General features: G+C 62.3%; 22 protein-coding genes. 8 read left to right on the top strand and 14 right to left on the bottom strand.

All coding sequences use genetic code 11. From position 1 onward, the window contains the following. Together groL and N554_RS0102890 are read right to left on the bottom strand one after the other, a co-directional pair. Positions 1 to 1644 (bottom strand): chaperonin GroEL, encoded by a 1644-nt coding sequence (groL, locus tag N554_RS0102895; RefSeq protein WP_029582101.1) that lies wholly within the window; start codon positions 1642 to 1644, stop codon positions 1 to 3. Between the two features lie 147 nt (positions 1645 to 1791). Further along, positions 1792 to 2109 (bottom strand): co-chaperone GroES, encoded by a 318-nt coding sequence (locus tag N554_RS0102890; protein ID WP_029582100.1) that lies wholly within the window; start codon positions 2107 to 2109, stop codon positions 1792 to 1794. 381 nt (positions 2110 to 2490) lie between these two features. Between N554_RS0102890 and N554_RS0102885 the strand changes: the two genes are divergently transcribed. Then, entirely contained in the window at positions 2491 to 2775 is a 285-nt protein-coding gene (locus N554_RS0102885; RefSeq protein WP_029582099.1) for an usg protein, read from the top strand. 148 nt (positions 2776 to 2923) lie between these two features. After that, positions 2924 to 3475 (top strand): cupin domain-containing protein, encoded by a 552-nt coding sequence (locus N554_RS0102880; protein WP_029582098.1) that lies wholly within the window; start codon positions 2924 to 2926, stop codon positions 3473 to 3475. Between the two features lie 44 nt (positions 3476 to 3519). Here the strand turns inward: N554_RS0102880 and N554_RS0102875 are convergent, their stop codons facing one another. The 6 genes from N554_RS0102875 to N554_RS0102845 all read right to left on the bottom strand — a co-directional run bounded on the left by N554_RS0102875 (position 3520) and on the right by N554_RS0102845 (position 10112). Then, entirely contained in the window at positions 3520 to 4812 is a 1293-nt protein-coding gene (locus tag N554_RS0102875; protein WP_029582097.1) for a NupC/NupG family nucleoside CNT transporter, read from the bottom strand. Positions 4813 to 5040: 228 nt separating this feature from the next. Then, positions 5041 to 5799 carry an SDR family oxidoreductase gene (locus N554_RS0102870; RefSeq protein ID WP_029582096.1) on the bottom strand — a complete coding sequence of 253 codons (759 nt, stop codon included), beginning with the start codon at positions 5797 to 5799 and terminating at the stop codon, positions 5041 to 5043. Between the two features lie 14 nt (positions 5800 to 5813). After that, the gene (locus tag N554_RS0102865) at positions 5814 to 6572 is read right to left on the bottom strand and encodes a proteasome-type protease (RefSeq protein WP_029582095.1); all 759 of its coding nucleotides are present in this window, start codon (positions 6570 to 6572) and stop codon (positions 5814 to 5816) included. 188 nt (positions 6573 to 6760) lie between these two features. Further along, positions 6761 to 7591 carry a transglutaminase family protein gene (locus tag N554_RS0102855; protein ID WP_029582094.1) on the bottom strand — a complete coding sequence of 277 codons (831 nt, stop codon included), beginning with the start codon at positions 7589 to 7591 and terminating at the stop codon, positions 6761 to 6763. A gap of 110 nt (positions 7592 to 7701) precedes the next feature. Then, a complete protein-coding gene (locus N554_RS0102850; protein ID WP_029582093.1) occupies positions 7702 to 8646 on the bottom strand; it encodes an alpha-E domain-containing protein in 945 nt (314 codons plus the stop codon). A 47-nt stretch (positions 8647 to 8693) separates the two neighbouring features. Beyond that, positions 8694 to 10112, bottom strand: a complete 1419-nt coding sequence (locus tag N554_RS0102845) for a circularly permuted type 2 ATP-grasp protein (RefSeq protein WP_029582092.1) — start codon at positions 10110 to 10112, stop codon at positions 8694 to 8696. Between the two features lie 222 nt (positions 10113 to 10334). On the opposite strand from N554_RS0102845, the gene N554_RS0102840 reads away from it, so the two are divergent. From N554_RS0102840 to N554_RS0102830, 3 genes are all read left to right on the top strand, one after another. Next, complete coding sequence (locus N554_RS0102840) at positions 10335 to 11075, top strand: competence/damage-inducible protein A (RefSeq protein WP_029582091.1); 741 nt, start codon at positions 10335 to 10337, stop codon at positions 11073 to 11075. Positions 11076 to 11101: 26 nt separating this feature from the next. Next, positions 11102 to 11626, top strand: a complete 525-nt coding sequence (gene gpt, locus N554_RS0102835) for a xanthine phosphoribosyltransferase (RefSeq protein WP_029582090.1) — start codon at positions 11102 to 11104, stop codon at positions 11624 to 11626. Positions 11627 to 11781: 155 nt separating this feature from the next. Beyond that, positions 11782 to 12411, top strand: coding sequence for a hypothetical protein (locus N554_RS0102830; protein ID WP_029582089.1), 630 nt, complete (start codon positions 11782 to 11784; stop codon positions 12409 to 12411). Between the two features lie 195 nt (positions 12412 to 12606). Here N554_RS0102830 and N554_RS0102825 read toward each other — a convergent pair whose 3' ends face one another. Further along, positions 12607 to 13629 (bottom strand): methionine synthase, encoded by a 1023-nt coding sequence (locus N554_RS0102825; protein WP_029582088.1) that lies wholly within the window; start codon positions 13627 to 13629, stop codon positions 12607 to 12609. 132 nt (positions 13630 to 13761) lie between these two features. On the opposite strand from N554_RS0102825, the gene N554_RS0102820 reads away from it, so the two are divergent. The 3 genes from N554_RS0102820 (at position 13762) to N554_RS0102810 (ending at position 16224) form a co-directional block, all read left to right on the top strand. Continuing rightward, positions 13762 to 14463 (top strand): glutathione S-transferase N-terminal domain-containing protein, encoded by a 702-nt coding sequence (locus tag N554_RS0102820; RefSeq protein WP_029582087.1) that lies wholly within the window; start codon positions 13762 to 13764, stop codon positions 14461 to 14463. A gap of 172 nt (positions 14464 to 14635) precedes the next feature. After that, positions 14636 to 15244, top strand: a complete 609-nt coding sequence (locus N554_RS0102815; RefSeq protein WP_029582086.1) for a 2-hydroxychromene-2-carboxylate isomerase — start codon at positions 14636 to 14638, stop codon at positions 15242 to 15244. Further along, positions 15244 to 16224, top strand: a complete 981-nt coding sequence (locus N554_RS0102810; RefSeq protein WP_029582085.1) for an NADPH:quinone oxidoreductase family protein — start codon at positions 15244 to 15246, stop codon at positions 16222 to 16224. The genes N554_RS0102815 and N554_RS0102810 overlap by 1 nt, the downstream gene beginning before the upstream one ends. A gap of 79 nt (positions 16225 to 16303) precedes the next feature. Here N554_RS0102810 and N554_RS0102805 read toward each other — a convergent pair whose 3' ends face one another. From N554_RS0102805 to N554_RS0102785, 5 genes are all read right to left on the bottom strand, one after another. Then, complete coding sequence (locus N554_RS0102805) at positions 16304 to 17194, bottom strand: crotonase/enoyl-CoA hydratase family protein (protein ID WP_029582084.1); 891 nt, start codon at positions 17192 to 17194, stop codon at positions 16304 to 16306. A gap of 171 nt (positions 17195 to 17365) precedes the next feature. Then, the gene (locus tag N554_RS0102800) at positions 17366 to 18787 is read right to left on the bottom strand and encodes an amidase (protein WP_029582083.1); all 1422 of its coding nucleotides are present in this window, start codon (positions 18785 to 18787) and stop codon (positions 17366 to 17368) included. Next, positions 18780 to 19952 (bottom strand): M20 aminoacylase family protein, encoded by a 1173-nt coding sequence (locus N554_RS0102795; protein ID WP_029582082.1) that lies wholly within the window; start codon positions 19950 to 19952, stop codon positions 18780 to 18782. Before N554_RS0102795 ends, N554_RS0102800 begins: the two co-directional genes overlap by 8 nt. Positions 19953 to 19958: 6 nt before the next feature. After that, positions 19959 to 21494: a M81 family metallopeptidase gene (locus N554_RS0102790; RefSeq protein ID WP_029582081.1), complete on the bottom strand. Its 1536-nt coding sequence runs from the start codon at positions 21492 to 21494 to the stop codon at positions 19959 to 19961. Positions 21495 to 21747: 253 nt separating this feature from the next. Beyond that, the gene (locus N554_RS0102785; protein WP_029582080.1) at positions 21748 to 23406 is read right to left on the bottom strand and encodes an ABC transporter ATP-binding protein; all 1659 of its coding nucleotides are present in this window, start codon (positions 23404 to 23406) and stop codon (positions 21748 to 21750) included. Between the last annotated feature and the right edge of the window lie 2 nt (positions 23407 to 23408).

Below are 23408 nucleotides of genomic sequence, written 5' to 3'. Positions count from 1 at the left end.
TCAGAAATCCATGCCGCCCATGCCGCCGCCCGGAGGCATGCCGCCACCGCCGCCGGCATTCTTCTTCGGCACCTCGGCCACCATGGCTTCGGTGGTGATCAGCAACGCGGCAACCGAGGCTGCGTTCTGGATTGCCACACGAACCACCTTGGTCGGGTCGATAATGCCCTTCGCGATCAGGTTGACGTATTCGCCGGTCTGCGAGTCGAATCCGTAGTTATATTGATCCTTTTCAAGGATCTTGCCGACGATCACGGAACCATCTTCACCGGCATTGATCGCGATCTGGCGGGCCGGCGCGGACAGCGCCTTGCGCACGATCTCGACACCGGTCTTCTGGTCGTCGTTCTTGGTGCGAATTCCCTTGAGGTGTTCGGAGGCACGCAGCAGGGCGACGCCGCCGCCCGGCACGATGCCTTCTTCGACCGCCGCACGGGTTGCATGCATCGCGTCATCAACGCGATCCTTGCGCTCCTTCACCTCGACTTCGGTCGCGCCGCCGACGCGGATCACCGCGACGCCGCCCGCGAGCTTGGCCAGCCGCTCCTGCAGTTTCTCTCGGTCGTAGTCCGAGGTGGTTTCCTCGATCTGCGCCTTGATCTGCGCCACGCGTGCTTCGATGTCGGCCTTCTTGCCGGCGCCGTTGACGATGGTGGTGTTCTCCTTGTCGATCATCACCTTCTTGGCGCGGCCGAGCATCTGCAACGTGACGTTCTCGAGCTTGATGCCGAGATCTTCCGAGATCGCCTGACCGCCGGTCAGAACTGCGATGTCCTGCAGCATCGCCTTGCGGCGATCGCCGAAGCCGGGAGCCTTGACAGCGGCAACCTTGAGGCCGCCGCGCAGACGGTTCACGACGAGCGTGGCAAGAGCCTCGCCTTCGACGTCTTCCGCGATGATGATGAGCGGCTTGCCGGTCTGTACTACGGCTTCCAGGAGCGGAAGCAATTCGTTCAGGCTGGAAAGCTTCTTCTCGTTGATCAGGATGTAGGCATCGTCCATTTCAACGCGCATCTTGTCGGCGTTGGTGACGAAGTAGGGCGAGATGTAGCCACGGTCGAACTGCATGCCTTCGACGACGTCGAGTTCGGTCTCGAGCGACTTGGCTTCCTCAACCGTGATGACGCCCTCGTTGCCGACCTTCTTCATGGCGTCGGCAAGGAACTTGCCGATTTCCGCGTCGCCGTTGGCCGAGATGGTGCCGACCTGGGCGATTTCCTCGTTCGAGGTGACCTTCTTGGAGTTCTTCACGAGGTCGGCAACCACGGCTTCCACCGCCATGTCGATACCGCGCTTCAGATCCATCGGGTTCATGCCGGCGGCAACTGACTTGGCGCCTTCCCGCACGATGGCCGCGGCCAGCACGGTCGCGGTGGTGGTGCCGTCGCCGGCAGCGTCGGCCGCCTTGGACGCGACTTCGCGCACCATCTGTGCGCCCATATTCTCGAACTTGTCTTCAAGCTCGATTTCCTTGGCGACGGTGACGCCGTCCTTGGTGATGCGGGGTGCGCCGAACGATTTGTCGAGCACGACGTTGCGGCCCTTCGGACCGAGCGTCACCTTCACCGCGTTGTTGAGGATATCGACGCCGCGCAGCATGCGGTCGCGGGCCTCGACGCCGAATTTGACTTCTTTGGCTGACATTATGGTCTCCGTTTGAAACTGGGTCCTCATCCCCGGGGGAGCCGCCCTTGAGCGCGCGTCTCGAAGGATGAGAGGGGTTAGCTTGCCTCGTCCTTCGAGACGCCGGCTGCGCCGGCTCCTCAGGATGAGGGAACGGACTGCAGCGGCCTAAGCGGCTTTCTTCTTGGCGGCGGGAACGTCGGTGAGAACGCCCATGATGTCGCTCTCCTTCATGATCAGCAGCTCTTGGCCATCGATCTTGACCTCGGTGCCCGACCATTTGCCGAACAGCACGCGATCACCGACCTTGAGGTCGATCGGGATCAGCTTGCCGGATTCGTCACGGCCGCCCGGACCGACCGCGGTGATTTCGCCCTGCGAGGGCTTTTCCTTGGCAGTGTCCGGAATGATGATGCCGCCAGCTGTCTTTTCTTCGGCATCGATACGCTTGACCACAACGCGGTCGTGAAGCGGACGGAATTTCATGCAGTCCTCCTAAGCTTTTGAAGATGTTGCAGAGTTTTGGAAAATTGGCAGTCCGTGCTAGCGAGTGCTAGCTCAGGTGAGGTGGACATAAGCCAACTTTGTCCCGTGGGCAAGGCCTTTAGCAGAAAACTTGGCACTCAAATAGGGTGCCTGCCAAAATCCTTGGTCATCATTAATTCGGCCGGCCGGCGACGAAGGCCCGTATTAGCACCTGCGGTAAGCTGCTGCTAACGCAGCAAATTTCAACAGATCATTAAACATTTAGGCTTGTGATGGGTTGGTATCGTGCGTCACATTTCTCTCATGTGAGCGCATCTCCACCGGGTGGCTCTCCCGGTCGGCGGCCACTTCGGAAAATGCGCTCCAGCAATGGAGGTTGGCATGGTCTCGCGGGTTGGTGTTTCCGAGGATTTCCGGAAACAGGTGCTGGGTTACGGGCTAACGACGGCGCAAATTCTGTATCGGATGCCGGATCATCCCTCGCTTTTGCAAACTTACGTCTGGCAAAATTACGACCTGTTTCCGAATTTCCCGGCGTTGAAAAATTTTCTCTCGTTCTGGCAACAGAAGCTCGAGGGCCCGCTGTTCGCCGTCACCGTGGCGCACTCCAAGCTGATCAAGCCTGCCGAGCTGCGCGCCGTCGACGGCGAGTTCAGGTTGCACTGATTTGTAGGGGTGCGCAAAGCCGCTCTTCTCGCCGCGCCCACCTGTTGATGCAACAATGACGCGCGCTGGTGGGAGCGCTGCGCTTTGCCCACCCTGCGCACTTCGAGCTGTGCTATCCTCTCCGTATAAACCGAAGGGGAGAGTACCGATGGCCAAGCAGAAGCCGACATCGCGGGCCGCGGCTAAAACCGCCGCGCAGAAAAAATCGCCGGCGCGGAAGCCCGCCGCCAAATCCGCGGCGCGAAAAACGATCAAGGCCAAAGATCGCAACACCAAGGCGCGCGGGCTGCCGGCCGCGAAACCGCGCCCGCGTCCGAAGCAGCGCATTGCTATCAGCCATCATCGCGACGAGGATTTTAAGGCCGACGGCTTGCGCGCCTACGCGCAATACCGCGATCTCGGCATTGCGGATGCGACCCACGGCCTGGCCCAAGCACATGTGATCCGGCTGATCGGGCCGTGCAATCCGGCGGAGGTATCAAAACTGCACTTCCACGACGTCGAATTTCAGATGGTCTATGTCCTGAAAGGCTGGGTCAAAACCTACATGGAAGGGCAGGGCGAAACACTGATGAAAGAGGGCAGCTGCTGGACCCAGCCGCCCCGCATCAAGCATCTGATCCGCGACTATTCCGACGACGTCGAATTGCTGGAAGTCATCCTGCCGGCGGAGTTCAAGACCGTCGAACTCGCGAGCTAACGTCATTCCAGGGCGCGTCGAAGACGCGTCGCGCGGAATAAAAATCAATTCAACACTCCGACGATCGCGCCCATCAGGCAGGTCGTCAGCGTGCCCGAGGCGATCGATTTCAGTCCAAGCGAATTGATCTCGTTGCGGCGCTCGGGCGCCATGGTGCCGAGGCCGCCGATCATGATGCCGAGGCTGGCGAAATTGGCAAAGCCGGACATTGCATACAGCATGATCAGCCGTGAGCGGGAATCGAGCGCATCGGGACCGAGCTTCGATAAATCGACATAGGCGACCAATTCGTTCAGCACGGTCTTGATCCCCATCAGGCTGCCTGCCGTGACCGCCTGCGGCCAGGGCAGCCCCATCAGCCAGCACACCGGTGCCATCGCGTAACCGAGCATCCGCTGCAGCGAGATTCCGGCGCCACCGACATTCGGCAGCAGTCCGAGGATCGCGTTGACGAGATACACCAGCGCCACCAGCACGAGCAGCATCGCGACGATATTGAGCAAGAGTTCGAGGCCGGCGACCGTGCCTTTGACGATCGCATCCATGGTAGAGGAGGCGTGCATATCGGGATCGCCAAGCGCGACCCGGGGATCGCCAAGCGCGACCCGGGGATCGCCAAGCGCGCCGCCGGTGCGCCTGTCGCTGATCTCGGGCACCATGATCAGGCTGATCAGAATCGCCGCAGGCGCGCCGAGCACCGACGCAATGACGAAATGCGCAGCCGCATCCGGGATCAGCGGCGCCAGCAACGTGGCGTAGAGCACCAGCACGGTGCCGGCGATTCCCGCCATGCCGCCGGTCATCACCAGGAACAATTCGCTGCGCGTCAGCTGCGCGAGGTAGGGGCGGATGAACAACGGCGCTTCTACCATGCCGAGAAAGATATTCGCGGCGGTGGACAGCCCGACCGCGCCGCCGACACCGAGGGTGCGCTCCAATAGCCACGCCATGCCGCGCACCACAGGCGGCAGAATGCGCCAGTAGAACAACAGTGTGGTGAGTACGCTCATGACCAGTACGATGGGCAGCGCCTGAAACGCCAGGATGAAATCCGCGCCGGGTGCCTTGACGTCAAACGGCAGCGCGCCGCCGCCGAGATAGCCGAAGACGAAAGAGGTGCCCGCGCGCGAGGCCGACGAAATTGCGCCGACGGCGTCGTTGATCACACCAAACGCATGCGCGACGAAGGTAAGCTTAGATAGCGCGACAGCGGTCAGGATCGTGACGAAAAGTCCAACAGCAGCCTGCCTCAGCGAGACCGCGCGGCGGTTTTCGCTGAATACCCATGCGATCGCCAGCAACGCGAACACGCCAAACGCCGATTGCAGTTGAAGCATGATCCCCCCGAGCCCGGGGCGATTATGATCGCGGCGCGCCTGAAAGCGCAATGCTGTGGTTCGTCCTCAGAGCGCGAAATAGTCCGGGCGTCATTGCGAGGAGCGCAGCGGACAAAGCAATCCAGTCTTGCTTTGCAGCCTTCTGGATTGCTTCGCGGAGCCTGTCATCGGGCGCGCATTCGCGCGACCCGTTGGACTCGCAATGACGGTGCTGCGCCAGGCGCTGACTTACCCCCGTCCGACGAACGGCATTTTGCTCGCCATCACCGTCATGAACAGCACGTTGGCGTCGAGCGGCAGGTTGGCCATATAGGCGACCGCGTCACCTACTGCCTTGGCGTCCATGCGCGGCTCGGGGATCTTGCGGCCGTCGGGCTGCAGCACGCCATCGACCATGCGGTCCGTCATCGGGGTTGCGGCGTTGCCGATGTCGATCTGTCCGACCGCGATGTCGTAGGCGCGGCCGTCGAGGTTGGTCGCTTTGGTCAGGCCGGTAATGGCGTGTTTGGTGGAGGTGTAGGCCGAGGAGAACGGCCGCGGCGCGTGCGCCGAGATCGAGCCGTTGTTGATGATGCGGCCGCCGCGCGGGGTCTGGTCCTTCATGATCCGGAACGCGTGCTGGGTGCACAGAAACGGTGCGGTGAGATTGGTGGCGACCACCGCCTGCCATTGCGCCAGGCTCAAATCCTCAAACGGCACCGGCGGCGCGCCCATGCCGGCGTTGTTGAAGAGAACATCGAGCCGGCCATAGACGTCCATTACCTTGGCGAATAGTGCGGCGATCGAACTGGGATCGGCCATGTCGGCGGAAACGGCAAGGCTCTTGCCGAAATGCTCTCCGAGCTTTTTGGTCTCTTCCAGCTTGTCGATGCGCCGCCCGGCGAGCACCACGGTAAATCCGGCGTTCATCAGCGCCAGCGATGCCGCGCGTCCGACGCCGGTGCCTGCCCCGGTTACCGCTGCTATTCTGTTTCCTGCCTCGGCCATTTGTTTCCTTACCTTTAGGTTTTTGGTTCTGTTTCGGTCTTGTAGGGTGGTCTTGGAATATTCTGGTGCGCCGCGCGCAGCGCCGCCGACCAGCGGGACCGCAGATCGTGAAAGTACGGCTCGCCCGCTTCGATGCGGTGATTGAGGTCGGCGTCGCAGACGTCGGAGCGCACCACCAGCACGTCGATCGGCAGACCGACGCCGAGATTGGAACGCATCGTCGAGTCCATGGAGATCAGGCCGGTCTTGAGCGCTTCGTACAGTTCGACGTCGTAATGCATGGCGCGGTCGAGCACCGGCTTGCCGTATTTGTGCTCGCCGATCTGCAAATAGGGAGTGTCGGTGGTGCATTCGATGAAGTTGCCGGCCGGGTAGACCATGAACAGCCGCATTCGCGAGCCCTTGATTTGGCCGCCGAACAGGAACGACACGTCGAAATTGATGTCCTCGGACTGTAGCGCGACGCCTTCGGTGGCGTGCACCGCACGGATCGCCCGGCCGATGCGCTGCGCCGCCTGAAACATCGTCGGCGCATTCAACAGTGTTTCGATGTCGCCGGTGTGCGGATCTTCAAGCCCTTCGGTCAGGGTCGACAGCACCGACTGGCTGATCGCCAGATTGCCGGCGGTCGCGACCGCCATGATGCGCTCGCCCGGCTTGCTGAAGACATGGAGTTTGCGAAAGGTCGAGACATTGTCGAGACCGGCATTGGTCCGCGTGTCAGCGATCATGACCAGCCCGTCCCGCACCAACACTCCGCAGCAATAGGTCATTCCCGGTCCTCGAACTCAGCAGGCGGCGCGGAATTACTAGCCAATTTCGACAGCGGCTCCAACCCCATTCGGGCATAGCCGCCGAGGCTCGGGCGTTTTGGCAGCAGCGCCGCCGATTTCGACCGGACAGGCAATTTTTCCGTCAAATCCAGCGGGCGGCGCATGAAAAAGCGGATGATGATGGGCAGTCACGACTGCGACTGAATCTGCCGTCCGGCCTGCTCGACCCTGACCGCCACCGACAGGGTTTCCATGCCGCCGCCATAACGGGTGCCGCGCACCGGCGCCGCGCCGAGGTAATCGAGGCCGATGGCGACGCGGGCGTGCGCGTCGGTGGTGCATATGCCGTTGGCCGGATCGAACCCGACCCAGCCGAGGTCCGGCACGAACGCCTCCGCCCAGGCGTGGCCGGCCTGCTGGTTGACCATTCCGTCGGAACGCAGGAAGTGTCCGGCAACGAAGCGGGCGGGCACACCGCCTGAGCGTGCGCAGGCGATAAAGATATGCGCGTAGTCCTGGCACACCCCGCGCTTCAACCCGAAAGCTTCCACCGCCGAGGTCCCGCTGTTGGTGGGATCTTCGTCGAACGTCATGTGCTCGTTAATCTGCATCATCAGCGCATGCAGAAATCCGAGCACGTCGTCTTCCGATTCCGAGCGCAGCTCGCGCGAAAATGTCGCCATCGCCGGGTTGACCTCGGTCAACGACGTCGAGCGCAGGAACAGGCTCGGCGGAAAGCGTTCATCGGTGCCCCTCAGCACGCCGCCGGTATCGTGGGTCTCGATCAGGCCGTCGATATTGATGGTGAGCTCGGCAATCGGGCCGTGGGTCAGCACATGCGTGACATTGCCAAACGCATCCTGGTGCACGTCGAGCCGCGAGTCGGTGGAGACGTCGACCTGCCACTCGGCGACATACTGTCCGTCATGGCTGCCGGGCGTCATCCGCAGAATTTGAATAACGCCGGTGGCCGGCGGGTCGTAGTGATAGCTGGTGGAATGGGCAATTCGCAGGCGCATGACATACCGGGACGGAGCTAGAGTTCAGATTACGCAGGCAAGGCAAAAGATCGTCATGCCCGGGACAAGGCCGGCCATGACGGTATTTGATCGTCATGGTCTCGAATCCCTTAAACCAGATATTGCTTGGTAATGATTTCGCCAAGCCTTGAGTTATCCGCAATGAATTCCTGGATGAACTCATGCACGCCATGCTGGAAGATATCGTCCATGTGGCTGTGTTCGAGGCGATTGCGAACGCCGCGGGCATGGCGCTGCGCGGCGCCCTGGCGGCCATAGGCGACGCCGATCTGGTCGAGATTGCGCACCAGGTTGCCGTAGCAGCTCGCCAGCGAACGCGGCAGCGAATCGTTCAGGATCAAGAGATCGGCGATCAGCCAGGGTTTAAGCGTTTCGCGGTAGACCCAGTGGTAGGCGGTCAGCGCCGAGACCGAGCGCAGGATCGAGGTCCATTGATAGTAGTCGAGCGGCCCGCCGACGTGCTCCTCCTCGGGCAACAGCACGTGATACTTCACGTCGAGAATGCGGGCAGTGTTGTCGGCGCGCTCGAGATGCAGCCCAAGCCGCGAGAACCAATAGGCATCGTTGCGCAGCATGGTCCGGTAGGCCGACCCGTCGAAGCGCAGTGAGGTTTCCAGCACGAACCGCAAAAACTTCGTCAGATCTTCGCGGGTCTTGGTGCCCTTGCCCCAGACTTCCTGAAGGTCGATCCAGGCGCTGTTGATGGTGTCCCACATCTCACCGGTCAGCGCGGTTCGGACCGAGCGCGAGTTCAGCCGCGCATTTTCGATACAGTTGCGGATCGAGGACGGATTGGCGGGAGAGAACGACAGATAATCGACAACGTTGTGCTCGTTGGCTTCGTCGTAGACCCCATAGAAGCTGGCGCTGACACCCGCGGTCAGAAGCGCCGAGTCCCACTCATTGGTCTTGCCGATATAAGTGTTCGGCAGCGCGGTGACGCGCAGCGTCGCCTCGATGGTGCGCGCGAGATATTCCGCGCGTTCGACATAGCGGGCGAGCCAGTAGAGATTTTCAGCGGTGCGCGACAGCATGCAGGGGCGTTGCTCTCTTGTAGTCTTTACTCGTCCACAATCCAGTGCTACTCGTCCAATATCCAGGTGTCCTTGGTACCGCCGCCCTGGCTTGAATTCACCACCAGCGAGCCTTCCTGCAGGGCCACGCGGGTCAGTCCGCCCGGCACGATGGTAACGTGATTGCTTCCCGTAAGGACGAAGGGCCGCAGATCGACATGGCGCGGCGCGAGGCCGGATTCAGTGCAGGTGGGGCAGGTCGACAGTGCCAGCGTCGGTTGGGCGATGAAACCTTCTGGCTCGCGCTTGAGCTTGTCGCGAAATGCTTCGATCGTCGCCCTGGTCGCGGCGGGACCGATCAGCATGCCGTAGCCGCCGGAGCCGTGCACTTCCTTCACCACCAATTCGCTGAGATTATCGAGCACGTAAGCCAGGTGTTTTGGTTCGCGGCAGCGCCAGGTCGGCACGTTCTTCAGGATCGGTTCTTCGCCGAGATAGAATTTCACGATCTCGGGCATGTAGGAATAGACCGCCTTGTCGTCCGCAATGCCGGTCCCGACCGCGTTGGCCAGTGTGATGTTGCCAGCCGCATAGGCCGACATCAGTCCGGGCACGCCGAGCGTCGAATCGGGACGGAAGGTGAGGGGATCAAGGAAGTCGTCATCGACGCGGCGGTAGATGACGTCGACGCGCTTTAAGCCCTCGGTGGTGCGCATGAACACTTCATCGTTCTTGACGATGAGGTCGCGGCCCTCGACCAGTTCGATGCCGAGCTTGTCGGCGAGAAATGAATGCTCGTAGTAGGCGGAGTTGTAAACGCCGGGCGTCATCAGCGCTACCGTCGGCTCGGCCGCGGCGCTGAGCGGCGCTACCGACCGCAGCGCCGACAACAGCTCGTCCGGATACCTTTCCACAGGGGCGACGCGGTGGCGGGCGAACAGGTCCGGAAACAGCCGCATCATGATTTCGCGGTTTTCCAGCATGTAGGAAACCCCGGAGGGCGTGCGCGCATTGTCCTCCAGCACGAAAAAGTTTTCCGGATTGACGCGGACAATGTCGATGCCGGCGATGTGAACGTAGACGTCGTGCGGCACGGCCTGGCCGTTCATCTCGGGCCGAAACACCGGGTTCTGGAAAATCAGGTCGTCGGGGATGATATTGGCGCGCAGGATGTCGCGGCCGTGATAGATATCGCGCAGGAACATGTTGAGCGCGCGCACCCGCTGCTTCAGGCCTTTTTCGAGGATCGCCCACTCTTTCGCCGACATGATCCGCGGGATCACATCGAAGGGGATCAGCCGCTCCTGGGCCTCGGCGTCGCCATAGACGGCAAAGGTGATGCCGATCCGGCGGAACAGCAGCTCCGCCTCCTGCCGGCGATATTCCAGCGCGTCGGGCGGCGTCTCCTTCAGCCAGCGGGAGAGCTCCTGGTAGGCCGGACGGAGGTCGCCGTCGGGGCCGTTCATTTCATCGAACGCAACTGTCATGTATTCCGAGTGGTTCCGAGGCCATGCAGGACGGTGCATGACTGAAAGGGATGGTAGCAAGGCCCGGGCCAGCGCGATATGCATTCGCAGGCGGCATTTGGTATGGATGATCGCTATACCTGCCCGAAAAAATAGCCTTCAGGTGCTTATTTCGGCAGCAAAAGCCCGTACTACTAGGCGTTGCCCGGGTAAGGTCACGATAATGCAGGACGAGGAGAGATCATGAGCGATATCGTCACCGCGGGAATTCTGGTGATCGGCGACGAGATCCTGTCCGGGCGGACCAAGGACAAGAACATCGGCTTTATTGCGGAATACCTGACCAATATCGGGATCGACCTTAAAGAAGTCCGCGTCGTCGCCGACGACGAAGCCGATATCATCGCGGCGCTGGACGCGCTGCGCGGTCGCTACACCTATGTCTTTACCACCGGCGGCATCGGGCCGACCCATGACGACATCACGGCCGATGCCGTTGCCAAGGCGTTCGGCGTCGGCATCGATTATCATCCGGAGGTGGTGGCGCGGTTTCGCGAGCGCTTCCAGAATCCGGGCGAATTGAATGAGGCGCGGCTGCGCATGGCGCGGATTCCTGACGACGCCGAGCTGATCCAGAGCGCGACGATTCTCGCGCCCGGCTTCAGGATCGGCAACGTCATCGTGATGGCAGGCGTGCCGTCGATCATGCAGGCGATGATGGATATCGTCGCGCCGAAGCTGAAATCAGGCGTCCGGATGCTATCGGAATCGGTTCGCGCCAATGCAAGGGAAGGCGACATCGGCGGCCCCTTGCGCGAAATCGCCAACGCCCATCCCGACACGATCATCGGCAGTTACCCGTTTCTCGATGAGGACAAGAAGCCGAACACCAATCTGGTCGTTCGCTCCCGCGACCCCGAGAAGCTCAACGCCGCGATGACTGCGGTGAAAGAGATGCTGGCGGGATTGAACCTGGTCCGCTGACCCGGAAGATGTTGGAGAGAATAACGATGGCGGAGCATCCGGAACTGAGCGCGCAGGAGCGGGCGGGCAAGGCCTTTCCGGTCTCATGGGACCAGTTTCACAGGGATTGCCGGGCGCTGACTTGGCGGCTGAATGAAGTCGGGCCGTTTCATGCCGTGATCGCGATCACCCGCGGCGGACTGGTGCCGGCCGCCATCGTCGCGCGCGAGCTCGGCGTGCGCGTGATCGATACGGTGTGCATTACCAGCTACGATCATGTTGAACAGGGCCACCTGAAGGTGCTGAAAGGCGTCTCGGCCGACACGGCGAAGCTCGGCGGCGACACCGGCAAAGGTTTGCTGATCGTCGACGATCTCGTCGATACCGGCAAAACCGCGCGCCTGGTGCGAGACATGCTGCCGGATGCGCATTTCGCGACCGTCTACGCCAAGCCGAAAGGACGGCCGCTGGTCGACACTTTTATTACCGAAGTGTCGCAAGACACCTGGATCTTTTTTCCCTGGGACACCGCGCTGTCGTTCCAGCCGCCGATCCGCGAGGGCGCGGCGTGATAGAGCTGTCATTCCGGGGCGATGCGAAGCATCGAACCCGGAATCTCGAGATTCCGGGTCAGGTGCTAACGCACCATCCCGGAATGACGAGTCTGGATTGCTTCGTCGCTAGCGCGCCTCGCAATGACGATTGCGGCTGAACAATCGAGCTTTGAATGCGATCCCCGCTACAAAACCGCGTCACGCCTGCAGGCGACATCATCGCCACACCGCATCGCGGCATGTTCACCGGCAATCGCGGCATCATCCACGACCCCGCAACCAAGACCTTGACGCGACGCTGGGCGAGCCAGGCATGGCTCACCTGTGTCTGCGAATTCAGAGGACGGCGGCGTGAGGTGATGGGCGGTCGCAGTTGGACCGAGCTGTTCTTTCTTGATGAGGCGACGGCGCTCGCGGCGGGGCACCGTCCGTGCTTCTTCTGCCGCCGCGAGGATGCGAACCGGTTTCGCGCCGCGTGGGAACAGGGCAATGGCGTCGCACGTGTTCTCGCAAACGACATCGACGCGACGCTTCATCGCGAGCGGCTCTCCAACGGCAAAAAGCGATTGCACGCGCTTGCAATGCCGCTGAAAGAATTGCCTGATGGCGCAATGCTGCAGGAAGCAGCCGACAGCTATCTGATCATGCAGGGCAGGGCGCTCTTGTGGTCGTCGGCCGGCTACCGCCAAGCGCCAAACGCAATCAAGAATGCCATGCTGCTGACGCCGCCCTCGACGCTGCGCGCGCTAGCCGCGGGGTATCGGCCGGTGCTGCATCCGAGGGCGATGGCGCTGATGCGATAGAGCTTACATGTCGTCCTTCCCCGATGTGCAATGCACATCTGAGGATGCGCCACCGACCTTGGGTTACCCGAGTTCGGCAATATCATTGTCCAAGTCGGCAACAGTCGACTTGGATGCGCAGGCCCGGATCTTTACTCGCGATGGTGGTTGTGGATTTCGGGCGCGCCCGTTGCACTCGCGCCCCGGAAAGACGAACTACCCAAACCGCTGCCGTGCCAGTTTCGCGCCGGCGCCGAGCGCCACCAGTTTGGCTTGCGCTATATCGCGATGCATCGGCGCCATGCCGCAATTGGTGGTCGCGACGATGTTGCTCTTCGGCACGAATTTCGAGACATCATCGATCACCTTGGCGACATCCCCCGCCGTCTCGATCGTGTCGCTGGCGACGTCGATCACGCCGGCCTGAACCACCTTTCCTGTGAGCAGGCCGAGCAAGTCCAGCGGCACCCGCGAATTGCGGCATTCGATCGCGACCTGCTGGATCGGACTTTTGGCGATCGCCGGAAAAATATCCTCATACTGCCGCCATTCGCTGCCCAGCGCCTCTTTCCAGTCGGTATTGGCCTTGATGCCGTAGCCGTAACAGATGTGCACGGCGGTGGCGCAGGTCAGCCCTTCCGCTGCGCGCTCCAGCGCCTTGATGCCCCAGTCGTTGACCTCGTCCATGTAGACGTTGAAGGCGGGCTCATCGAACTGGACGACGTCAACGCCATCGGCCTGCAACGCCCTGGCTTCCTCATTGAGCAGTTCGGCAAAGGCGAACGCCATTTTCACGCGGTCGCCGTAATATTGGTCGGCGATGGTATCGATAATGGTCATCGGGCCGGGCAGGGTGAATTTCAGTTTGCGCGCGGTGTGGGTGCGGGCGATGCGGGCCTCGTCGGCATGAACGCGGCCCTTCAGCCGCAGCGGCGCCACCACCTGCGGTACCATCGCCTTGTAGCGGTCTTTACGGATTCCCATTTCGACCTTGTGGGCAAAATCGATGCCCTCGATCTTCTCGAGAAATCCGTGGACGAAGTGCTGGCGGGACTGTTCGCCCTCGGTGACGATGTCGACGCCGGCGTCTTCCTGCAGCTTCAGCGCCAGCATGGTGGCGTCACGCTTGGCGCGCACCAGTTCCGCGCCTGACGATTTCCAGGGCGCCCACAGCGTGTTGGGCTCAGCCAGCCATTCCGGTTTCGGCAGCGAGCCGGCGATCGTGGTTGGAAACAGCATGCGAGCCTCCCGAAGCGGTAATGATTGAGCGTCTGTGTGCCATGTTCGCCATGCGGCCCGCAAGAGCAAGCCGACTGGAACAGCGTGACGCCGCAGGCTAGTGTGGCGGGCAGCCTCCCTCAGGATGATCCCATGATCGACCTCTATTACGCGCCGACGCCAAACGGCTGGAAAATCTCGATCATGCTGGAAGAGCTTGGCGTTCCCTACAACGTCGTTCCCGTCAACATTCGGGCCGGTGAACAATTCAAGCCGGAGTTTCTGACAATCAGCCCGAATAATCGGATTCCGGCGATCGTCGACCATGCGCCTTCCGATGGCGGCGAGCCGTTTTCGGTGTTCGAGACCGGCGCGATCTTGATTTATCTGGCGGAGAAGACCGGCCGTTTCCTGCCCACGGACATGCGGGGCCGCTCCAAAGTTGTCCAATGGGTGATGTGGCAGATGGGCGGGCTCGGTCCCATGCTCGGCCAGCACGGACATTTCGCACTCTACGCGCCGGAAAAAATCCCCTACGCCATCGAGCGCTATCGCGACGAGGCGGCCCGGCTTTATCACGTGCTCGACACGCAATTGGGCAAGACGGGACGCTTCGTCGCAGGCGACTATTCGATCGCCGATATCGCCTGCTTTCCCTGGACCATGACGCACAAGGCTCAGGGCTTTACGCTTGACGATTACCCGAACGTCAAGCGTTGGTACGCGGAGGTGCGCGCACGGCCGCAAGTGCAGGCGGGCCTTGCGATCGGCAAGTTCGTAAAGGAGCCTTTGGACGAGGAGGCGCGCAAGAACATGTTCGGCCAGGCAGCGAAGGAACTGGCGAAGCAAAAATGATAGAGAGGCGTTGCAAGTGTTCGTCCCCATGGTGAGGAAGCGTTTGCGCCGTCTCGAACCATGAGGCCACTGACAGGCTAGACGAATGCCGCTCATCCTTCGAGACGCGCGCCAAGAGCGCGCTCCTCACAGGAGGAGGATCTCATCACAACGAAAAATGAGGGGAAGCGCCATGATCGAATTCTTCTTCGATTGCTCCAGTCCCTGGACCTATCTCGCCTTCCACAACATCCAGCCTCTCGCCAAGGAATTCGGCACCGAGATTTCGTGGCGGCCGATCCTGGTCGGCGGCATTTTCAATGCCGTCAATCCCAGCGTCTACGCGTCGCGCGAAACGCCGGTGCCGCTCAAGGCGCACTACATGAAGAAGGATCTCGCCGACTGGGCGCGGTCCGCAGGGCTCGCGATCAAGATGCCGCCGACTGTGTTTCCGGTGAACAGCACCAAGGCGATGCGCGGCTGCATCTGGCTCGGCAAGGACCTGGTGCCGTTCGCGCGCGCGGTGTTCGAAGCTTATTGGGGCGGAGACAAGGACATCTCAAGGGATGAAGTGCTCACCGAGATCTGCAAGAGCGTCGGTGTCGATGCCACGAAGTTTTTCGCGGCGATCAGCGCGCAGGCGACCAAGGATGCGCTCAAGGCCAATACCGAAGAAGTGATGGCGCGCGGCGGCTTCGGCTCTCCGACCATTTTCGTCGACAAGACCGATATGTATTTTGGCAATGACCGTCTGCCGCTGATCCGCCAGGCGCTGCAGCGCCGCAAAACGAGCGCGGCCTGATGCCGAAGGCGATCGTTTGCCGCGAACTCGGCCCGCCCGAGAGCCTGCGTCTGGAGATGTTTGCATCGGCGCCATTGGCGCCGGGACAGGTGCGCGTCGCTATTCATGCCGCCGGGATCAACTTTCCCGATATACTGATGGCGGCCGGAGAGTATCAGCTGAAGCCGCCACTGCCGTTCACGCCGGGCGTGGAAGCCGCGGGTGAGGTGATTGAATTGAATGGCGTGACGGATGACGTCGCCATCGGCGACAGGGTCATCGTGAAATTGCGTTACGGCGCGTACGCTGATGAAGCTGTCGTCACGCGTTCGCAGCTCACGCCGCTGCCTTCGACCTTCGACTATGCCGAGGGCGCGACATTTCTTGCGGCCCACGGCACCGCGTATCACGCGCTGATCGATCGCGGCCAGCTCAAGCCTGGCGAAGTGCTGCTGGTGCACGGCGCTGGCGGCGGCGTTGGCCTTGCCGCCGTCGAGATGGGAAAGATGCTCGGCGCAATCGTCATCGCGGCGGCCTCGAGCGAAGAGAAGCTCGCGGTGGCACAGGCACGCGGTGCCGATCATCTGGTGCTTTATCAGCGCGAGCCGTTCCGCGACGTCGTCAAACGCATCACCGATGGCCGGGGCGCCGATGTGGTGTTCGACCCCGTCGGCGGCGAAGTCTTCGAAAACAGCGTGCGCTGCATCGCCTGGGGCGCACGCATTCTGGTCATCGGATTCACCGGTGGTATTGGACTTGCCCGCACCAATTTGTTGCTGATCAAGGGAGCGAGCGTGCTTGGCGTGCGCGCCGGGGAAGCCGTGCGAAGGGATCCCGCGGCGGGCGAAGTGCGGATCAAGGCGCTATTGGAATGGGCGGAAGCCGGAAAAATCCGGCCGAACGTCTCGCATCGTCTGCCGCTGGAAAAGTACGCGCAGGCGATGCGGCTTCTGATCGACCGCAAGGCGATCGGGCGGGTGGCCCTGATGATGCGGCCATAGAGTGGGCAAAGGCGCGATTTGCGCCGTGCCCACCGTGCTTGTGCTGGGCACGCTTTGCCCACGCACAATTTCAACTCCTTCACCCATACTCCCGCTCTTCCCACCACGGGAAATAATCGGGCATGTCGGACGAGACCTTGTCTTTGAACACTGCCGGGCGCTTTTCCAGGAACGATACCACGCCTTCCTTGACGTCGTCCGAGCGCCCGCGCGCGTAGATGCCGCGGCTGTCGACCTTGTGCGCTTCCATCGGATCGTCGGCGCCGAGCATGCGCCACATCATTTGCCGGATCAACGCCACCGACACCGGCGCTGTCTTCGCGGCGATTTCGCGGGCGAGTGCGCGCGCGGTCGGCAGCAACTCGTCTGGCGGCACTACCTTGCTGACGAGGCGGCCGGCCAGCGCCTCCTGCGCCGGAAATACCCGGCCGGTGTAGCACCACTCCAGCGCCTGGGAGATGCCGACGATGCGCGGCAGAAACCAGCTCGAGGCTGCCTCCGGCACGATGCCGCGCTGCGAGAATACGAATCCGAACCGCGCATCCTCGGATGCAATGCGGATATCCATTGCGAGCTGCATGGTGACGCCGATGCCGACCGCGGGGCCGTTCACCGCGGCGATTACAGGCTTCAGGCACTTGAAGATGCGCAGCGTCACCTGTCCGCCGCCATCGCGCACATTGGGATCGCTGTAATCGACGGCGCCATTGGCGAGCCGCTTCACCGGTCCGCGCCGCGCGTCGCGGTCAAAAGTGTCGGCACCCGAGGAAAGATCGGCTCCGGCGCAGAAGCCGCGCCCGGCGCCGGTGACGATGATGGCGCGGATGTTGTCGTCGTTATCGGCCGTATCGAAGGCGTCGATCAATTCCTTCTGCATCGTGCCGTTGAAGGCATTGAGCTTGTCGGGTCGGTTCAGTGTGATCGTGAGAATCTGCTCGGCGACCTCATATTTGATCGTCTCATACGCCATTGGTGATTTCCTCCTGCTTATGTTTTTTTGATTTTTGATGCTGTCATTTCCGGATCGCGCGTGAAACGAGCGAGCCCGGAATCCCTGACCACAATCGCTGGTATGGATTCCGTGCCTGCGCCTAGTGGCGCATCCCCGATGTGTCATTGCACATCGGGGAATGACAAGAATTTATTTGGCCGGCGGGGTCGGCCACGGCCTTTGCGCACCCCGCATGGCCTCGAATGCCTTTGCCATGCCGAGCACGCCGAGATCGTCGAAGCGGCGGCCGATGATTTGCATGCCGATCGGGAACCCGCTTGCGCTAAAGCCGCCATTGATCGACACGGCCGGATTTTCCGACATGTTCCACGGCACGGTGTAGCAGATGTGCTCGAACGGCTTTTCGGGATCGTTCAGCGGAGCGGCGAGCTCGGCTGCGAAATTGACCACCGGCGATACCGGCGAGATCACGTAGTCGATGGCGGCGAACAGTTTTGCCGCGGCCGCCCGGATCGCCATGGTGGCATTAAAACCCCTGATGACGTCGACACCCGAGAGCTTCGCGCCGGCTTCCGCCCATTTGTAGATATAGGGCAGCGCCTTGGCGCGCTCAGCCGGCGTGAGCTTGGAAAGATCGTCCCACGAGCGCGCGCGCCAGAAGGCGTCGAGCCCGTCGAGCATCTCGCGCGTCAGTACGCCTGGCACTTCGGTGACAATGGCGCCGGCGGCTTCGAACGCCTGGGCGGCGTTGGCAGCCACGTTGCGCACCTCTTGCTGCAGCGGCTGGCCGACGCCGAGGTCGAGCATCAGCCCGATGCGCAGTTTGCGCAAGGGTTTGTCGAGCGCCTTCCAGTTGATGTTATCAGGCGGCAGGCTCATCCCGTCGCGGCGATCCGGCCGCGACAGCACGCTCATCATCAATGCGGCGTCATCGACGGTGCGGGTCATCGGCCCGGCGACGCGGCCCACGTAAGGAGGATCGATAGGTACCCGGCCAAGGCTTGGCTTGAGCGCGACAAGTCCGCACCAGCATGCCGGCAGCCGCACCGAGCCACCGATATCGGTGCCGAGATGCAGCGGGCCATAGCCGGCCGCGCCGGCCGCGCCCGCGCCGGCGCTGGATCCACCGGGGTTTTTGCTGAGGTCCCAGGGATTGCGGGTGAGGGGATGGAAGCTCGACAGGCCCGAGGACAGCATGCCGTAATCCGGCATCGTGGTTTTGGAGAAAATCACGGCTCCGGCTTCGCGCAAGCGAGCCGCCGGCGGGGCATCCGCGATGGCCGGCACCAGCTTGGTGGTGGCGGCACCAAGCGGCACCGGCACGCCTTTGGTGGCGATATTCTCCTTGATCGTGACGGGGACGCCGTCGAGCAGACCTGTCGGCTCGCCCTTCTGCCAGCGCTCGGTCGAGACCTTTGCGGTGGCGCGCGCGCCCTCCGGATCGAAGGCGTACAGCGCCTTGATATGCGGCTCCCACAGCGCGATATGCGCCAGCACGTCCTCCAGCACTTCCGACGGCGAAAATTGCGCAGCCCGAAAGCCTGCCATCAGGTCGACGGCGCTGAGATCATGCAGCGACGCCACCCCTTCCTGGGACGCCGATTCAGGCATGGGCGCCTACCGGAAGGCGGGTTTCGATGATGCGCGCGAACATGCTGGCGCCGATCGGCAAGATTTTATCGTCAAGGATGTAGCCGGGATTGTGCACCGGCACCGATCCTTCGTGGCCGAGCCAGAAATAGGCGCCGGGCACTACATGCAGCATGTCGGCGAAATCCTCGCTGCCCATCTTCGGCTGCGACCTGGTGAAGACCTTGGCGGGATCCACCACGGTGCGTGCCACGGCCTCGACCACGCTGGATTGCTCTTCCCGGTTCACCAGCACGCTGAAAGTGTCGCGGATATCGGCAATGATCTCGACCTGGAAGGCGCTGGCGATGCCAGCGCAGATCGCGCGCATCCGCTCGCGGATCAGCGCGCGCGCCTCGTCGGAAAAGGCGCGAACCGTGCCGCAGAGTTTCGCTTCGCCGGGGATCACGTTGTAGGCGGAGCCGGCGTGAATCTGCGTGATCGACAGCACCGCCGGTTGCAAAGGATCGACGTTGCGGCTGACGATACTCTGCAGCGCCTGTCCGAGCGTCATCGCGATCACCACCGGGTCCTTTGAGCGCTCGGGCATCGCGCCGTGCGCGCCATAGCCGTTGATGGTGATGTCGAAGAAGTCGGAGCCGGCCATCGCCGGTCCCGGAAGGATCGCGATCTCGCCATGGTTGAGGTCGGGCGCATTGTGCAGCCCGTAGATCTCGTCGCAGGGAAATTTCTCGAACAGCCCGTCCTTGATCATGGCCCGCGCGCCGCCGAGGCCTTCTTCGGCCGGCTGGAAGATGAAATGCACGGTACCTTCGAAATTCCGGGTCTCGGCGAGATAGCGCGCGGTGCCGAGCAGCATGGTGGTATGGCCGTCATGGCCGCAGCCGTGGAAGCGGCCGGGAATGGTCGAGCGCCATCGCAAGTTCGTATTTTCTTCCATCGGCAGCGCGTCCATGTCGGCGCGCAAGCCGATACGCTTGCCGCCAACACCTTTACCCTTGAGCACGCCGACTACGCCGGTGCCGCCGAGGCCGCGATGCACCTCGATGCCCCATTGCGTCAGCTTGTCGGCGACGATCCCGGACGTGCGGACTTCCTCGAAGCCTATCTCGGGATGCGCGTGCAGATCCCGGCGGATCGCGGTGAGTTCGTCGGCATAGCCTTCGATGCGGTCGATGTTGGGCATGGGCCTCTATCCAGTTGCAGAAGATGTCGTGCGTGATTTGGTTTCGGGAGCGAAGGCGGGGCCGTTCGGCTTGATGCGAATGCCCGGGCGCAGCCGCGTCCACGGCAATGCAGCGGTATCGGCGGGCATCGCGCCGGGCGCGGCGCAGATCAGAAGCTTTTCGGCGATCGGTTCGAAATCGGCGCGGAAATGCACCGAGCTTTTGTTGACGAGGATAGACTGCTCCGATGGTTCGATGCCGACATAACGGTACATCGATTGATCTGCGAGTTGCGCCTTGTGCGAGCTGACGACGACCCTGACATCGCCGATCCGCAAGGCGGCCGACAGGCCCATGTCCATGTCGCGGCCGCCGTAATAGGGACCCGGCGCGATGAATTTCCCGTCAGATAGTTTTTCGACGACGAAGGTCTCCTTGTAGGGCGCGTCGCCCGGGATGCCTGACTTGCCGCCGAGCGCGAGCGTGACGGTGGCGCCGACGCCTGCGGCATGCGCGGCCTTTGCCGATTGGGGATCATAGATCACGCCGACCGCGGCGCGGCTGGCATTGTTGCGGACCAGCGCGCGCAACATTCCGGTGGTGTCGGAATCGCCGCCGGCGCCGGGATTGTCCTGCGTGTCGGCGATGATGATGGGCTTGCTCGCGCGCGTTGCCAGCTCCATCGCGTGGCGGACTCCCTCATCGGGCGTAAAGATGCGGCCGTCGAAATCGTTTTCGTGGCCGACAATGAGTCTCGCCACCTCATCCGCCGCAGTGTCGGCATCGGCTTGCGTCCTGCCATAGGCGAACACGCTCGGTCCGCAGCCGGGAAAGTCCGCAGCCGGAAAACCCGGCGCGAAAGACAGCGTCGGCACCATCTCGTCCTCCAGCGCCGCCAGCTTCTGATAGATGCCCTTGGTGGGATGGTCGTTGGTGCATTGCCAGCTGATCGGAATCAAGAATGGCAACTGCCGGAACGCTTTTGCGAGTTTTTGCTCGGTGCGCAGCAGCAGCGCAAGATGACGCGCAGCGGCGCGGCCGGTGTCGGCCATGTCGACATGCGGATAGGTGCGGTAGGCGATCAACGCGTCGGCATGCTCGACCATTTCGGGCGTGACGTTGGCATGCAGGTCGAGGCTGACCACGAGCGGCAGCTCCTTGCCGATCACTTCACGCACGCGTGCGAGAAGTTCGCCTTCGCCGTCGTCGAGATGTTCCGTGACCATGGCGCCATGCAGATCGAGATAGACCGCATCGAGCTGTCGAGCGGCGGCGATGCCGCCAACCATCACCTTGACGATGCGCTCATAGGCATCCTTGGTCACGTGGGCGGAAGGGCTGGCGCCGCACGAGAGGGTTGGCACCATCTCCCACCCCTGAGCTTCCGCCGCTTCGACAAAGCCCGCCAGGCCAACATTGATGTTGCGCATGACCTTAAGCACGTCGGCGCCTTGCGCCATCGCCGGCCAGCCGCCGCCATGCACGAAATCGTCATAGGTTGCCTTCGTCGGCGCAAAGGTGTTGGTCTCGTGCAGGAAGCCGCCAACGGCAATACGGGTCATCAATTCTGCCTCAGCCAATTGTTGCTGCGCTTGACGTTAGACTCGTCATTGCGAGGAGTGCAAGCGACGAAGCAATCCAGTTTTGCATGCCGCGTGGGCATCTGGATTAGCTTGCGCCGCAACGAGTCCCGTCATGGCGAGGAGCGGAGCGCCGAAGCAATCCATTTTTGCCGGTGCCGAAGTGTGGATTGCCTCGCGGAGCCTGTCATCGGGCGCGCATTCGCGCGACCCGTTGGCTCGCAATGACGGGCAACTAAGCTGTTGGCGCGCCGGCCATCACTTTTTGCGCAACCGGCCGGAAATTTGCAAAATCCCACTCTCGTCCGGGGGCGGCGTCAAGCAGCTGTCGGGTATAGGCTTGTTGCGGATTTGTCAGGACTCGCGCTGCCGGGCCCTGTTCGACGATGCGGCCGTGCTGCATCACGGCGACATCGTCGCAGATTTGCGCAGCGACGCGCAGATCGTGGGTGATGAACAACAGCGCGATGCCGAGCCGGGTCTGGATTTCGTCGAGCAGTTCAAGCACCTGCGCCTGCACCGAGACATCCAGCGCCGAAACTGCTTCGTCCGCCACCAGCACGTCAGGGTCGAGCGCAAGCGCGCGGGCAATCGCGATGCGCTGGCGCTGGCCGCCGGAAAACTGATGCGGATAGCGCGAGATGGCATCGGCAGGCAGATCGACCAGCTCGAGCAGATCGCGCGCTTTCGCCAGCGCGTCGGCGCGGGGCATGCCGTAATTGATCGGACCTTCGGCGATGGTCTCGCCAACGGTGACGCGCGGATTGAGCGAACGATAGGGGTCCTGGAAAATGATCTGGATGCGCTTGCGATGCGGCTGCAATAGCCGGCGCGACAATTCGGAGATTTCGCGTCCCGCAAGGCGAATGCCGCCGGAGGTCGGATCGATCAGCCGCACGATGCAGCGCGCCACCGTCGACTTGCCGGATCCGCTTTCGCCGACGATGCCGAGCGTGCGGCCCTTGCGCAAGGTGAGCGTGACATTTTGCGCGGCGGCCACTTCGCGGACGGCACCGAAGAACGAGCGCTCGCGATAGATCTTGCCGAGTTCGTTGGCTTCCAGCACCACCGGTTCGGTGGTGTCGGCGCGCGCCGTACGTGGCACCAGGCTCGGCACCGCCGAGAGCAGGTTGCGGGTATACTCCATCGTCGGCGTGCGCAGGATAGTATCGAGAGCTCCGGTCTCGACCAGCCGCCCCTGCCGCATGACCGCGACGCGATCGGCGATCTCCGCGACCACACCCATGTCGTGGGTGATGAAGAGCACCGCGGTGCCGTGATCCCTCTGCAGATCGCGGATCAGCGTGAGAATTTGTTTTTGCGTGGTGACGTCGAGCGCCGTGGTCGGCTCATCCGCGATCAAGAGTTTCGGCTCCAGCACCAGCGCCATCGCAATCATGATGCGCTGGCGCTGACCGCCCGACAGCCGATGCGGATATGACGCAAAAATGCGCTCGACGTCGGGCAGCCGCACCTGCTCCATCATGCTGAGGATGCGCTTGCGCCGGGCGCGCGGATCGAGGTCGGTATGGACGCGCAACACTTCGTCGATCTGACGCCCGACCGGTACGACCGGATTGAGCGCCGTCATCGGCTCCTGAAAAATCATCGCCATGGTGGTAGCGCGCAACTGCCGCAGGCGGCGATCGCTCGCGGTAAGAAGGTCTTCGCCGACCAGCTTGACGCTGCCCCCGGAGGGTACCAGCGCGCCCTTTTGCAACAATCCCATCACCGTCAGCGATGTGACGGATTTCCCGGATCCGCTTTCGCCGACCAGGCACAGGGTTTCGCCTTCGCGTACCTGTAGCGAGACGCCGTCGATGATTCTCGGGCCGTGCGGACTCTTGCCGAGGCCGACGACGAGATTGTCGATATTGAGAACGATGCTTGTCATGT

It is taken from the genome of Bradyrhizobium sp. URHD0069 (genome assembly GCF_000701345.1).
GTDB lineage: Bacteria > Pseudomonadota > Alphaproteobacteria > Rhizobiales > Xanthobacteraceae > Bradyrhizobium.
The sequence above is the reverse complement of the archived record's forward strand: the minus strand, read 5'-3'. Positions and strand labels throughout refer to the sequence as shown.